Raw genomic sequence first — 13,675 nt, forward strand, 5'->3', positions numbered from 1 at the left:
CGGGAAAAAGGCGATCCGCGCCCGGTCTCCCGGGTCCTGGTCACGGACCCCACCGGGCAGGCACTAACCCAGCAGCTCCGCCAGGTCCAGCGAGGCCGCGACCCGTACGGCCACGTCCTCCGCGTACGCCGCATCCTGCCGGGTGAAGCCCTTACGGCCGCCGCCGCGCAGGAACGTCACGACGCCCAGCGTCCGGCCGCGGCTGCGCAGCACCGTACACAGCGCGTGCATCGTGCCGGGCGGCCATTTCCGCGCCACCGACCAGCCCTCCGCGACCTCCGGGTCCACGCCCCCGCAGCCCGCGCGCACCGTGCCGCCGCGCTCCACCGCCTGGAGCGCGGGGTGCCCGGCGGGGTAGCGGACGGGGAAGCCGTGCGGCCCGGCCGGCAGGCAGGGGCCAGGACCCTCGGCGGGCGTCGCCGCGGCCCGGATGAGCTGCACCGGGCCCGGCGGCGCACCCGCGTCGTGCGGGGCGGCGGGGCCCGGCGGGGAGCCGGGGTCCGCGGGGGCGGCGGCCAGGTCGACCAGCGCATGGTCGGCGAAGCCGGCGAGCGCGAAGTCCAGATAGACGGTCGCGGCCTCCATCGGGTCCTCGCACTCGGCCGCCGCGCGCGAGGCCCGGTGCAACTGGTGGTCCCGGAAGCGCAGCACCGAGGCCGCGTCCTCGGCGAGCTTCGCCTCGGTGACGTCCTGGAAGAGCCAGCCGACGCCGAGGGGCACCGGATGCTCGGCGAGCGGCGAGGCGAGCCGTACGAACGCGCCGCGCAGGCACCGGCGCCGTATCGCCGGATCGCCGCCGGTCTCGCCGCGCACCGTCACCCACACGTCGGCGGGGACCGCGGTGCTGCCCTGCGCCAGTACGTGCTGAAGGGCGCTCTCGACCTCCTCCGCGCCCTGCTCCAGCAGCTCGCCGAAGGGGCGCCCGAGCAGCCCCGAGCGCCGGGCGCGCAGCACGCGCGCCGCCTGGCCGTTGGCCAGCGCGGGACGCAGGTCCGCGTCCACGAGGAGCACGCCCCAGGCGGCGTCCTCGCACAGCGCCTCGCTGAAGGCGATGGACCGCTCCAGGTCCATCTGCGCGTGGACCTCGCTGAACGCGCAGTAGACCCCGACCGCGACCCCGCCCGTCTCGGCGCCGCCCGGGCGGACGGCGGAGGTCTGGGTGCGTACGAGCACCCGGCCGCCGTCCTTGCGCAGCAGCGCGAACTCCTGCACCTGCCGCCCCGGCACGTCCATCGCGCCCATCAGGCGCGCCTCCACCTCGGCGGCGTCGTCGGCGCGGACGGCCCAGCCGGCCAGCCCGTGGCGGCCGACGGCCTCCGCGGCGGTCCAGCCGAGCAGCCGCTCGGCCTCGCGGTTCCAGTGGGTGACGACGCCCTCGGCGTCGAAGGCGCACAGGGCGGCGTCCATGCCGTCGAGGAGCGCCACCAGCAGATCGGGAGCCGCTTCGCGGCGGTCCCGCGGCGGCGCGTCCTCAGCCGCCGCGTCCGCCGCCGCGGGCGGTGACCCGGCGGCGTCGTCTCCCATGTCCGGAGCGTCCGCGGCCTGCTCGCCGGAGGCGTTCCTGCGGTCCCGGTTGGTACGCCGGGTCGCGCTCATCAGGCACCCCCTGCTCGCCGCGGCGTCGTGTGCGTGGTGTGGTGCACCCGGATCATTCAACTCGAACGTGACGCAGCACACACCCCATTCCGTCGAAATCGTTGCACGCGGAGGGGGTCCACCGGGAGGGGGTGCGGGCGGGGAACCCGCTGGCAGCGCCCCGGGACCGCCGTGGACCAGCGGATTCCGGCCGTACGCGGCGGGGGGCCGGATCCGCGCGGGCGGGCGTCGTTCGGCCCGCCGGGAAATCACTTGAGGGGGCGCAGGGGCGTGCCTAGTGTGTGAGGCACACGAGAAGGGAGGTGGTTCGGCAGATGATGAAGTACCGGACGCGTGAGGTGACTGCGGGCTAGTGGTCCGCCGTCGCGCTTGAGCGCAATGCCGGACCCGGGTGCCTAGGACGCATCCAGCCGGCCCTTATCCCAAGCAGTTCACCCGACCCGCGGTCCGCCGGGACGTCCGACCGGCTCCCCTCCAGGGGAATGGGCCGCGGGTCGTCTGCTGCGCGGGGGCCGTTCTTTCCCGGCCTTCGTTCCGCGGCGGGGGCTCCGCCCCTGACCCCCGCGCGCACCGTCGCCGCCGTCCTCGTCCTGGTCCTGGTCCTGGTCCAGGTCCTGGTCCTCGTCCCGTAGCGCTACGGGCAGAGGCGCTCCACCGTCCAGCCGCCGCCCGCCGCGCCCTCGGTGCGTACGTACCGCAGGCGGTCGTGCAGCCGGTTCTCGCGGCCCTGCCAGAACTCCACCGTCCGCGGCCTGACCCGGAAGCCGCCCCACTCCGGCGGCGCCGGCACCTGCTCGCCCTCCGGATAGCGGTCCGCCAGCTCCGCGTACATCCGGTCCAGCTCCGCCCGCGACGCCACCGCCGACGACTGCTCGCTCGCCCACGCGCCCAACTGCGAGCCGTGCGGCCTGGTACGGAAGTACGCCACCGTCTCGTCCCGGCCCGTACGCTCCGCCGCCCCCGCGACGATCACCTGGCGGGCGACGGGGTGCCAGGGGAAGAGCAGCGACACATGCGGGTTGGCGGCCAGCTCGCGGCCCTTGCGCGAACCGTAGTTGGTGTAGAAGACGAACCCCCGCTCGTCCACGTGCTTCAGCAGCACGGTGCGGGAGCTGGGCCGGCCCTCGGCGTCCGCGGTGGAGACGACCATCGCGTTGGGCTCGTGCAGTCCGCTCGCCGCGGCCTGCCGGAACCAGCGGCCGAACTGCTCGAAGGGATCGGCGGCGAGGGAGTCCTCCGACAGTCCCGCGGCGCGGTAGTGCGCGCGCATGGTGGCCGGATCGAGGGAGCGTTCGGTGTCAACGTCAACGTGTCGCACCTACATATCTTGCAGTATGAGCGGCCGTTGCGGGCGGGAGTCTGCCCGCTCGGCGCACCCCGTAACCCTCCGGGCCGGGACCGGTGGAGTGTGCCCGATCTCACGTCCTCACGCAGGTGGGCGACCCGACAGATCCGCTGCCCGACCACTGTGGAAACTCGACAGCCCCGGCTATGGTGGCCCGGAATGCACGCCCCGGACCGCGAGCGATGGCGCCGCGGAGCCTGGCCAGCAGGTACACCCCCCGCACCACTCCACGCCCTGGGGCCGACACCCGCCCGTCGCTGCACATCCCCCGCAGCGCACGCCACACATGAGGGAGCCGCCTGATGTCCGATTTCGTACCCGGGCTTGAGGGAGTCGTCGCCTTCGAGACGGAGATCGCCGAACCCGACAAGGAGGGCGGCGCGCTGCGTTATCGCGGTGTGGACATCGAGGACCTGGTGGGCCACGTCTCGTTCGGCAACGTCTGGGGTCTTCTGGTCGACGGGGCCTTCAAACCCGGTCTGCCGCCCGCCGAGCCCTTCCCCATCCCCGTGCACTCCGGCGACATCCGCGTCGACGTGCAGTCCGCGCTGGCCATGCTGGCGCCCGTCTGGGGACTGCGGCCGCTGCTCGACATCGACGAGTCGCGCGCCCGCGAGGACCTGGCGCGGGCCGCCGTCATGGCGCTGTCGTACGTCGCCCAGTCCGCCCGCGGGCAGGGGCGGCCGATGGTGCCGCAGCGGGAGATCGACAAGGCCCGTACGGTCGTCGAGCGGTTCATGATCCGCTGGCGCGGCGAGCCCGACCCCAAGCACGTCGCCGCCGTCGACGCCTACTGGACCTCCGCCGCCGAACACGGCATGAACGCCTCCACCTTCACCGCCCGCGTCATCGCCTCCACCGGCGCCGACGTCGCGGCGGCGCTCTCCGGCGCGGTCGGCGCGATGTCCGGGCCGCTGCACGGGGGCGCGCCGTCGCGGGTGCTCGGGATGATCGAGGAGATCGAGCGCACGGGCGACGCCGAGGGCTACGTGAAGCGGGCGCTGGACAACGGCGAGCGGCTGATGGGCTTCGGCCACCGCGTCTACCGCGCCGAGGACCCGCGGGCGCGGGTGCTGCGGCGCACGGCGAAGCAGCTCGGCGCGCCGCGGTACGAGGTCGCGGAGGCGCTGGAGAAGGCGGCGCTGGCGGAGCTGCGGGCGCGGCGTCCCGACCGGGTGCTGGAGACGAACGTCGAGTTCTGGGCGGCGATCGTGCTGGACTTCGCGGAGGTGCCGGCGCACATGTTCACGTCGATGTTCACGTGCGCGCGGACGGCGGGGTGGTCGGCGCACATCCTGGAGCAGAAGCGGACGGGGCGGCTGGTGCGGCCGTCGGCGCGGTACGTGGGGCCGGGGACGCGGTCGCCGCAGGAGATCGAGGGCTACGCGGAGGCGGGCGGCTCGGCGTGAGGCGGGGTGCCGCGTGAGGCGCGGGCCGGCGTGAGGCGCGGGTCGGCCTGAGGAGGGTCGGCCTGCGCCGGCTGGGCCGCGACGGGTCAGCCACGGATCGGCCAGAACCGGGTCTGCCGGGGCGGTCCGGGGCGGCTGGGGCTGGGCCCCGCGGGGCGACCACCCCTTCGTTGTCGGTGGAGCGGCCTACCCTTGGGCGGGTGTGCGGGGGATGTGGGTGTGGGAGTGGGGCTCAGCGGGGGTGGGCGTTCGAAAGGGCTGTCGTCAGCAGGTGCGACCACTGCGTCACGACGCGGTCGCGGCGGGCGCTGTCGTCCGTGAGCAGGGTCGCCAGGCCCAGGCCGCGGGCCATGTCGAGGAAGCCCTGCACCGTCTCCCGTACGCCCGGCACCGACTCGTCGGCGCCGAGCAGCGCCACCGTCATGCGGTGCGCCTCGCGGCCGACGCGGGCCTCCAGGGCGGCGACGCGGGGACGTAGCTGCTCCTCGTTCGCGGCGGCGACCCAGAGCTGGAGCGCGGCGCGGAAGAGGGGCCCGGTGTAGAGGTCGACGACCCCGCGCACGACGGCGGCGGTGGCCGCGTCGGCGAGGGGCGTGGCCGCCGCGGCGCCTCCTGCGGTGGCTTCCGTCCCCGCGGGGGCCTTCCCCCCGACGGCCTTTTCTCCGGCGGCCCCCACGGCACCCGTTGGGGCGGCTCGTATCGCGTCCGCTCCCTCCGCCCGCCTCGAATCCGCCGCCCCCGCCGCCGGCAGCAGCCCGCGCAGTGCCGCCGAGCGCTCCGCCGCCACGTGTTCCACCGCCGCCGTGAACAGGTCTTCCCTGGTCGGGAAGTGGTGCTGCGCCGCGCCCCGCGAGACGCCCGCCCGCTCCGCGACCACGCTGACCGTGCTCCCGCCCCAGCCCAGTTCCGCCAGGCACGCGACCGCCGCCTCCAGCAGCCGCTGCCGGGTCGCCCGGCTGCGGTCCTGCTGCGGGCCCCGGCCCCGTGGCTGGCGCGGGGCGTCCGTCAGCGGAACCACTTCGGCTCCCGGCGCTCCAGGAACGCCGTCATGCCCTCCCTGGCCTCCGGGGATGCGAACAGCGACGCCGACAGCTCCGCGAACGGCTCCGTGTCCCGGTCGAACGCCCGCAGCACCTCCCCCGTGACCAGCCGCTTCGACGCCGCGAGACCCTGCGGCGACGCCGCCCGCAGCCCGTCGAGCACCGGCGTCAGCAGCGCGTCCACGTCGTCCCCCGCCAGCGTCACCAGCCCGATCCTCGCCGCCTCCTCCGGGCCGAAGCGCTCGCCCGTGAGGTAGTAGCGCGCCGCCGCGCGGGCGTCGAGCCGCGGCAGCAGCGGCATCGAGATCACCGCGGGCGCGAGCCCGAGACGCGCCTCGGTGAACGCGAACGTCGCCCCCGTCCCGGCCGCCGCGATGTCGCACGCGCCGAGCAGCCCGAGGCCCCCGGCCCGTACGTGTCCGGTCACCCGCGCGACGACGGGCTTCGGGCACTCCACGACCGCCCGCAGCAGCCGCGACAGCGCCAGCGGCCCGTCCGTGGCCGCGGCGGCGGCCGTGGCCTCGCCGAGGTCGGCGCCGGCGCAGAAGGTGTTGCCGGTGTGGGTGAGCAGGACGGCCCGTACGTCGTCGTCCTCCGCGGCGGCGGCCAAACCCAGGTCGAGTTCGGCCATGAGGCGGGTGGAGAGCGCGTTGCGGTTGTGGGGCGAGTCGAGCGTGAGGGTCGTGACGCCGCGGTCGTCGCGCGCCGTCCGGACGAGGGGCGCGTCGTCGGCGGCCGGTTCTGCGGGTGCGTCGGTCATGGCGGGGAGGTGCTCCTTCGGTACGTCGGCGGCGTCAGTACGACTTGGGCAGGCCCAGCGTCTGGTGCGACACGTAGTTGAGGATCATCTCCCGGCTGACCGGGGCGATCCTGGCCACGCGGGACGCGGTGAGCATCTGCGCAAGACCGTACTCGGTGCTGAGCCCGTTGCCGCCGAGGGTGTGCACGGCCTGGTCGACGGCCTTCGCCGCCGCCTCGGCGGCCGCGTACTTCGCCATGTTCGCCGCCTCGCCCGCACCGGCGTCATCACCGGCGTCGTACAGCGCCGCCGCCTTCTGCGTCATCAGCCCGGCCAGCTCCAACTCGATGTGCGCCTGCGCCAGCGGATGCGCGATCGCCTGGTGCACGCCGATGGCGCCGCCCTTCCACACCTGGCGCGTACGGGCGTACTCGACGGCCCGCGCCACCGCCTGCCGCCCCAGGCCCAGCGCGAACGCGGCGGTCATGATGCGCTCGGGGTTGAGCCCCGCGAAGAGCTGGAGGAGACCGGCGTCCTCGTCGCCGACGAGGGCGTCCACGGGCAGCCGCACGTCGTCGAGGACCAGCTCGAACTGCTTCTCCGGAGCGTGCAGTTCCATGGGTATGGGCGAGCGCCGGAAGCCCTCGGCGTCGCGCGGGACGATGAACAGGCAGGGCTTGAGCTTGCCGGTACGCGCGTCCTCGGTGCGGCCGACGATGAGCGTGGCGTCGGCGATGTCGACGCCCGAGATGAACACCTTGCGGCCGGACAGCACCCAGTCGTCGCCGTCGCGGCGGGCGGTGGTGGTGATGCGGTGCGAGTTGGAGCCGGCGTCGGGCTCGGTGATGCCGAAGGCCATCTTGCGGGTGCCGTCGGCGAGTCCGGGGAGCCACTGCCGCTTCTGCTCCTCGGTGCCGAAGCGGGCGATGACCGTGCCGCATATCGCGGGCGACACGACGAGCATGAGCAGCGGGCAGCCGGCGGCGCCGAGTTCCTCCAGCACGATCGCCAGCTCCGCGATGCCGCCGCCTCCGCCGCCGTACGCCTCGGGGAGGTTGACGCCGAGGTAACCGGCCTTGCCGGCCTCGGCCCACAGCTCGTCGGTGTGCCGGCCGTCGCGGACGGCGGCGGTGAAGTAGTCGCGGCCGTAGCGGGTACCGAGCGCGGCGACGGCGGCGCGGAGGTCGCGGTGCTCCTGGGGTTCGAGGATGGCGCTCGTCATGGCTGTCGGCCTTCCTGATCGCGGGATGGGGCGGCATGTGCTGCGGCGTCTTCCGCCGCTTCTACTACGGCCAGGAGGGCGCCGACCTCGACCTGGCCGCCGGGGACGGCGTGCAGGGCGGTGAGCACGCCGGACGCGGGGGCGGCGACCTTGTGCTCCATCTTCATCGCCTCCAGCCAGAGGAGCGGCTGTCCCTGCCGGACGGTCTGCCCGGGAGCGATCCCGTCGGCGAGGCGGACGACCGTGCCGGGCATGGGGGCGAGGAGGGAGCCGGGCGGGGTGTCGGCGCGGGGGTCGGGAAAGCGGGAGAGGGGGCTGAGGGCGTACGAGCCGTGGGGGGTGTCGACGTAGGTGGCCGGCGCGGGCCGGCCTCCCGCCGGGGCGTCGTAGACGGCGACGTCGAAGGCACGGGCGACACCCGCGACTTCGAGCACCACGCGCCCGGGGGCGGCGGCGAGCACGCGCACGTCGGGCAGGCCGTCGGCCCGTATGCCGTCGCGGGTCAGGCGGTAGCGAACCTCGACCTCGGCGCCGGGCTCGGCCCGGTACCCCTTCGCCTGCGGCTGCGACGGCACGTTGCGCCACCCCCCGAAGCGCGCGGGGAACGCGGCGTCCCCTGCCTGCTGCCGCGCGGCGGCATCGGCGAGCGCGGCGGCGAGCGCGGCGAGCCGGAGGTGGGCGTCGGGCTCGCCCGCCTCGTCGGCGGGGCGGGTCAGCGCCGGCAGGTGGGCGTCGTAGAACGAGGTCGTCATCCGCCCGCCGGTGAACTCCTCGTGTTCCAGCGACCGGACCAGCAGGTCCCGGTTCGTCACCGGGCCGTGGATCCGTGCCCGCCGCAGCGCGGCCGTCAGGTGGCGGACCGCCTCGGCGCGGGTGGGGGCGTGGACGATCACCTTGGCGAGCAGGGCGTCGTAGTACGGGGTGACGGTGTCGCCGGCGGTGTAGCCGGTGTCGAGTCGGAGGGTGGGGGGTTCCCCGATCCCGCCCCTTCCCGGAACCGGGGCCCCGCCCCGGTTCCCCTCGGGGCTGCGCCCCGGGCCCCCCGCGGCGCCCCCGACCTCCAGGCGGTGGACCCGGCCCGTCTGCGGGGCGAAGTCCGACGCCGGATCCTCCGCGTACAGACGGGCCTCCACCGCGTGGCCCCTCGGCTGCGGTGCCGACGGCGGCAAGTGCGCACCCTCCGCGATCCTCACCTGCGCGGCCACCAGGTCGACCCCGTACACCGCCTCCGTCACCGGGTGCTCCACCTGCAGCCGCGTGTTCATCTCCAGGAACTGCGCCCGCCCGTCCGGCGCCAGCAGGAACTCCACCGTGCCGGCGCCCACGTACCCGATCGCCCGCGCCGCCCGTACCGCCGTCTCCGCCAGCTCCGCCGCCGCACCGGGCGCGAGGCCCGGTGCCGGGGCCTCCTCCACCACCTTCTGGTGCCGCCGCTGCAGCGAGCAGTCGCGCGTGCCCAGCGCCCACACGGCCCCGTGCGCGTCCGCGAGCACCTGCACCTCCACGTGCCGCCCGCCCTCGACGTACGGCTCGACGAACACCTCGCCGTCCCCGAACGCCGCCGCGGCCTCCGCCGAAGCCGACGCCAGTCCGGCGTCGAGCGCGGCCAGTTCGCGGACGACCCGCATGCCGCGGCCGCCGCCGCCCGCCGCCGCCTTGACCAGCAGCGGCAGGTCGGACTCCACCGCCTTCGACGGGTCGAAGGGCGCGAGGCCCATCAGTTCCTTCGCGCGTGTCTTGGACGCCATCGCCTCGATCGCCTCCGGCGGCGGCCCGACCCACGTCAGCCCGGCCGCGGTCACCGCCCGCGCGAACTCCGCGCTCTCGGAGAGGAACCCGTAGCCCGGGTGCACCGCGTCCGCGCCAGCCGCGAGCGCCGCCGCGACAAGCAGATCCGCCCGCAGGTACGTGTCCGAAGCCGCCCGCCCCGGCAGCCGGACCGCCGACCCGCCGGCGTCCAGCGCGGCGCGTACGTGCAGCGCGCCCGCGTCCGCGTCGGAGTGCACGGCGACGGGCGTGATGCCCAGCTCCGCGCAGGTGCGGAAGACGCGGCAGGCGATCTCGCCGCGGTTGGCGACGAGGAGGGTACGGATCATCGGTGCTCCCCTGTGGATGCCGGTCGCGGTGTGGCTGCCGGTCGCCCTGCGGATGCCGGTCGTGCGGTCACAGCCGGAACACCCCGTACCCGTCGTGCACGCCCGCGTACGGCGCCGTGTGGATCGCCGACAGGCAGATCCCCAGCACGGTCCGCGTGTCCCGCGGGTCGATGACCCCGTCGTCGTACAGCCGCCCGGACAGGAACACCGGGAGGGACTCCGCCTCGATCTGCTGCTCCACCATCGCCCGCAGCGCCGCGTCGCCCTCCTCGTCGTACGGCATCCCCTTCGCCTCCGCCGACGCCCGCGCGACGATCGACAGCACGCCCGCGAGCTGCTGCGGCCCCATGACCGCCGACTTGGCGCTCGGCCAGGCGAAGAGGAACCGGGGGTCGTACGCGCGGCCGCACATGCCGTAGTGGCCGGCGCCGTAGCTGGCGCCCATGAGCACCGACAGGTGCGGGACGCGGGAGTTGGAGACCGCGTTGATCATCTGGGCGCCGTGCTTGATGATGCCGCCCTGCTCGTAGTCCTTGCCGACCATGTAGCCGGTGGTGTTGTGGAGGAAGACCAGCGGGATGTCGCGCTGGTTGGCGAGCTGGATGAACTGCGCGGCCTTCTGCGACTCCTCGCTGAACAGCACCCCGCGCGCGTTGGCGAGGATCCCGACGGGATAGCCGTGCAGCCGGGCCCATCCGGTGGCCAGGCTCGTCCCGTACAGCGGCTTGAACTCGTCGAAGTCCGAGCCGTCCACCACCCGCGCGATCACCTCCCGCGGGTCGAACGGGATCTTCAGGTCGCCCGGCACGATGCCCAGCAGCTCTTCCTCCGGGTACGCGGGCGGGGCGGCCGGCGGCGGGTCGGGGTGTGCCTTGCGCCAGGCGAGGCGGGCGACGACGCGGCGGGCGGTGTGCAGGGCGTCCGGCTCGTCGACGGCGAAGTAGTCGGCGAGTCCCGAGGTGCGAGCGTGCATGTCGGCGCCGCCCAGCGACTCGTCGTCGCTCTCCTCGCCGGTGGCCATCTTCACCAGCGGCGGGCCGCCGAGGAAGACCTTCGCGCGCTCCTTGACCATGATCACGTGATCGCTCATGCCCGGCACGTACGCCCCGCCCGCCGTGGAGTTGCCGAAGACGACGGCGACCGTGGGGATGCCGGCCGCGGACGAGCGGGTGAGGAACTTGAAGAGCGCGCCGCCCGGGATGAAGATCTCCTTCTGCGACGGCAGGTCCGCGCCCCCGGACTCCACGAGGTGGATCGACGGCAGCCGGTTGGCGAGGCTGATCTCGTGGGCGCGGAACGCCTTCTTCAGCGTCCAGGGGTTGGACGCTCCGCCGCGTACGGTCGGGTCGTTGGCCGTGATCAGGCACTCCACGCCGGAGACGACGCCGATGCCGGTGACGAGCGAGGCGCCGACCGTGTACTCGGGGGAGGCGGAACCCCAGCCGGCCAGCGGGCTCAGCTCCAGGAACGGGGTGTCGGGGTCGAGCAGCAGCTCGACCCGCTCGCGGACGAGCAGCTTGCCGCGGGCGCGGTGCCGCGCCACGTACTTCTCGCCGCCGCCCGCCACCGCCTTGGCGTGCTCCTCGTCGAGCGCGGCGAGCTTGTCGAGCATCGCGGCCCGGTGGGCGGCGTAGTCGGGGCCCGCGGTGTCCAGCGACGAGGCGAGCAGGGTCACAGCAGCTCCTCGGGGATGTCGGCGTGCCGGGCGCGCAGCCACTCGCCGAGCGCCTTGGCCTGCGGGTCGAAGCGGGCCTGGGAGGCGACGCCTTCGCCGAGGAGTCCTTCGACGGTGAAGTTGAGGGCGCGGAGGTGCGGCAGGACGTGGCGTACGACGGGGAAGGGGGCGGTCTCCGGGAGGAGTTCGCGGAAGCGGTCGACGGTCAGGGTGTGGGCCAGCCACGGCCAGGCGGCGCCGGACCTGGCCCAGACGCCGAGGTTGGCGCTGCCGCCCTTGTCGCCGCTGCGCGCGCCGGCCACGGTGCCGAGGGGGGCGCGGCGGGTCGGCCCCGGCGGCGGGGGCGGCGGCAGGGGCGGTTCCGGTACGGGCTCCAGCGCCCGGGTGCGCGGCGGCGGGGCGACGGGGACGCGGGTGCCGTCGGGGAGCACGGCGGTGTGGGGGACGTCGGCGGCGGGGACGTACGCGGCCTCGAAGACGCCGTACGGCTGCGCCCTGCCGGGCGGGGCGGTGACGTGGAAGCCGGGGATGCTGGCGAGGGCCAGTTCGACGGCGGCGCCGCTGACGGCGCGGCCGACGGCGGCCTCGTCGGGGCCCCGGACGGCGAGGCGGAGCAGGGCGGACGCCTCCTCCTGCACGCCGGCGTCGGGGCGGTCGGTGCGGGCGAGGGTCCAGCGGACGTCGGCGACGCCCTTGAGGGCGGGGGCCATCTGGTCGCGTACGAGGGCGGCCTTGGCGTCGATGTCGAGGCCGGTGAGGACGAAGACGACCTCGTTGCGGTGGCCGCCCAGGCGGGAGAGGCCGACCTTGACGTCGGGGGGCGGTGGCTCGCCGCGTACGCCGGTGATGCGGACGCGGTCGGGTCCGTCCTGGGCGAGGCGTACGGAGTCGAGGCGGGCGGTGACGTCGGGCCCCGCGTAACGGGGTCCCGCGGTCTCGTAGAGGAGCTGGGCGGTGACGGTCCCGACGGTCACGGCGCCGCCCGTGCCGGGGTGCTTGGTGATGACGGCGCTGCCGTCGGGCTCGATCTCGGCGAGGGGGAAGCCGGGATGGCGGACGTCGTGCTCGGTGAAGAAGGCGTAGTTGCCGCCGGTGGCCTGGGTGCCGCACTCCAGCACGTGGCCGGCGACGACGGCGCCGGCGAGGGCGTGCAGGGCGGGGTCGTCGGCGGCGCCGGGGTCGTCGGGGTCGTCGGCGGCGGCCGGGGTCCAGCCGTAGTGGGCCTGGGCGGCGCCCGTGACGAGGGCGGCGTCGGTGACGCGGCCGGTGACGACGACGTCGGCGCCCGCGCGCAGGCAGGCGGCGATGCCGGCGCCGCCGAGGTAGGCGTGGGCGGCGAGGGCGCCGGGCCACGTGCCGCGTGCGGTGAGGTCGTCGCCCTCGACGTGCGCGACGCGGGCCGGCACGCCGACGCGTCCGGCCAGCTCGCGGACGGCGGCGGCGAGGCCCGCGGGGTTGAGGCCGCCGGCGTTGACGACGAGCGTGACGCCGCGGTCGCGGGCGAGGCCGAGGCCGTCTTCGAGCTGGCGGAGGAAGGTCCTGGCGTAGCCGGCGCCGGGGTCCTTGAGGCGGTCGCGGGCGAGGATGAGCATGGTCAGCTCGGCGAGGTAGTCGCCGGTGAGGACGTCGAGTTCGCCACCGGTGAGCATCTCGCGGACGGCGGCGAAGCGGTCCCCGTAGAAGCCGGAGGCGTTGCCGATGCGGAGGGTCACGGGCGCTCCCCCCGGGCGGCCTGGCCGCCGGTACGGGCCGTGCCGTCCGGTGCCGGGTCCCGCCCCGCGCCCGGCGGGCCCGCGAACGCCTGGGCGATGCCCAGCCAGCGCTCCGCCTCCGCGCCCTCGGCGACGAGCGCGGTGTCGGCGCGGTGCACGCGCTGGGTGACCAGCAGGCAGAAGTCGAGCGCGGGCCCGGTGACGCGCTCGGCGGCGTCCTCGGGACCGTACGCCCACACCTCGCCGCCGCCGGGCGCGGTCAGCTCGACGCGGAACTCCTCCGCGGGCGGCGCGAGCCGGTGCACGGCGTACGCGAAGTCCCGTGTCCGTACCCCGATACGGGCCACGTGCCGCAGCCGGGCGGTGGGCGCACGCCGTACGCCCAGCGCGTCGGCGACGTCCTGCCCGTGCGCCCAGGTCTCCATCAACCGCCCCGAGGCGACGCCCCCGACGCTCATCGGCGGCCCGAACCACGGCATCCGCACCCCCGCCGGCTGCGCCAGCAGCACCCGCCGCAACTCCTCGCGCCCCTGCCGCCATCCGTCCAGCAGCACCTCTGGCGGCCGGGCGGCCCCGCGCTCGGCAGCCTCGTCGACGAAGCCGAACGGCGCCTCCCGGGCGTGCGTCAGCATCCCCCGGAACTCGCCGGGATCGCGGGCGGCGGCGAGCGCGGCGCGATCGGTCCACGCGAGGTGGGCGATCTGGTGCGCGACGGTCCACCCGGCGGCGGGCGTCCCGAGCGCCCACCGCTCGGGCGGCAGCCCGGCGACGAGGGCGTCCAGCGCGGCGCTCTCGTCGCGGAGGTCGTCGAGCAGGGTGATGATCTCCGGGCCCGCCATGC

Annotated in this window: 10 protein-coding genes; 1 reads left to right on the forward strand and 9 read right to left on the reverse strand. The window is 75.4% G+C overall.

Annotated features, from left to right (window positions below; translation table 11 throughout):
- Positions 1–63: 63 nt before the first annotated feature.
- Both FB457_RS23490 and pdxH read right to left on the reverse strand, forming a co-directional pair.
- Positions 64–1,596, reverse strand: a complete 1,533-nt coding sequence (locus tag FB457_RS23490; RefSeq protein ID WP_145783146.1) for a PAS domain-containing protein — start codon at positions 1,594–1,596, stop codon at positions 64–66.
- A gap of 634 nt (positions 1,597–2,230) precedes the next feature.
- The gene (gene pdxH / locus FB457_RS23495) at positions 2,231–2,866 is read right to left on the reverse strand and encodes a pyridoxamine 5'-phosphate oxidase (RefSeq protein ID WP_145783259.1); all 636 of its coding nucleotides are present in this window, start codon (positions 2,864–2,866) and stop codon (positions 2,231–2,233) included.
- A gap of 377 nt (positions 2,867–3,243) precedes the next feature.
- Between pdxH and FB457_RS23500 the strand changes: the two genes are divergently transcribed.
- Complete coding sequence (locus tag FB457_RS23500) at positions 3,244–4,350, forward strand: citrate synthase (RefSeq protein ID WP_145783148.1); 1,107 nt, start codon at positions 3,244–3,246, stop codon at positions 4,348–4,350.
- A 232-nt stretch (positions 4,351–4,582) separates the two neighbouring features.
- Here the strand turns inward: FB457_RS23500 and FB457_RS23505 are convergent, their stop codons facing one another.
- From FB457_RS23505 to FB457_RS23535, 7 genes are all read right to left on the reverse strand, one after another.
- On the reverse strand, positions 4,583–5,359 hold the full coding sequence (locus FB457_RS23505) for a TetR/AcrR family transcriptional regulator (RefSeq protein WP_486589121.1): 777 nt from the start codon (positions 5,357–5,359) through the stop codon (positions 4,583–4,585).
- A complete protein-coding gene (locus FB457_RS23510; protein ID WP_047016348.1) occupies positions 5,356–6,150 on the reverse strand; it encodes an enoyl-CoA hydratase family protein in 795 nt (264 codons plus the stop codon). Before FB457_RS23510 ends, FB457_RS23505 begins: the two co-directional genes overlap by 4 nt.
- A 34-nt stretch (positions 6,151–6,184) precedes the next feature.
- Positions 6,185–7,351 (reverse strand): acyl-CoA dehydrogenase family protein, encoded by a 1,167-nt coding sequence (locus FB457_RS23515; protein ID WP_145783152.1) that lies wholly within the window; start codon positions 7,349–7,351, stop codon positions 6,185–6,187.
- Positions 7,348–9,447 (reverse strand): ATP-binding protein, encoded by a 2,100-nt coding sequence (locus FB457_RS23520; protein WP_145783153.1) that lies wholly within the window; start codon positions 9,445–9,447, stop codon positions 7,348–7,350. The genes FB457_RS23515 and FB457_RS23520 overlap by 4 nt, the downstream gene beginning before the upstream one ends.
- 67 nt (positions 9,448–9,514) lie before the next feature.
- The gene (locus FB457_RS23525; RefSeq protein WP_145783155.1) at positions 9,515–11,122 is read right to left on the reverse strand and encodes a carboxyl transferase domain-containing protein; all 1,608 of its coding nucleotides are present in this window, start codon (positions 11,120–11,122) and stop codon (positions 9,515–9,517) included.
- A complete protein-coding gene (locus FB457_RS23530; RefSeq protein WP_145783157.1) occupies positions 11,119–12,834 on the reverse strand; it encodes an acyclic terpene utilization AtuA family protein in 1,716 nt (571 codons plus the stop codon). The genes FB457_RS23525 and FB457_RS23530 overlap by 4 nt, the downstream gene beginning before the upstream one ends.
- Positions 12,831–13,673, reverse strand: coding sequence for a TIGR03084 family metal-binding protein (locus FB457_RS23535; RefSeq protein WP_047016353.1), 843 nt, complete (start codon positions 13,671–13,673; stop codon positions 12,831–12,833). Before FB457_RS23535 ends, FB457_RS23530 begins: the two co-directional genes overlap by 4 nt.
- Positions 13,674–13,675: the final 2 nt, after the last annotated feature.

This window comes from Streptomyces sp. CNZ287 (assembly GCF_007827615.1).

Coding starts and splice junctions, on each gene's coding strand:
- FB457_RS23490 (WP_145783146.1), bottom strand. CDS start 1,596: ATGAGCGCGACCCGGCGTACCAACCGGGACCGCAGGAACGCCTCCGGC.
- pdxH (WP_145783259.1), bottom strand. CDS start 2,866: ATGCGCGCGCACTACCGCGCCGCGGGACTGTCGGAGGACTCCCTCGCC.
- FB457_RS23500 (WP_145783148.1), top strand. CDS start 3,244: ATGTCCGATTTCGTACCCGGGCTTGAGGGAGTCGTCGCCTTCGAGACG.
- FB457_RS23510 (WP_047016348.1), bottom strand. CDS start 6,150: ATGACCGACGCACCCGCAGAACCGGCCGCCGACGACGCGCCCCTCGTC.
- FB457_RS23515 (WP_145783152.1), bottom strand. CDS start 7,351: ATGACGAGCGCCATCCTCGAACCCCAGGAGCACCGCGACCTCCGCGCC.
- FB457_RS23520 (WP_145783153.1), bottom strand. CDS start 9,447: ATGATCCGTACCCTCCTCGTCGCCAACCGCGGCGAGATCGCCTGCCGC.
- FB457_RS23535 (WP_047016353.1), bottom strand. CDS start 13,673: ATGGCGGGCCCGGAGATCATCACCCTGCTCGACGACCTCCGCGACGAG.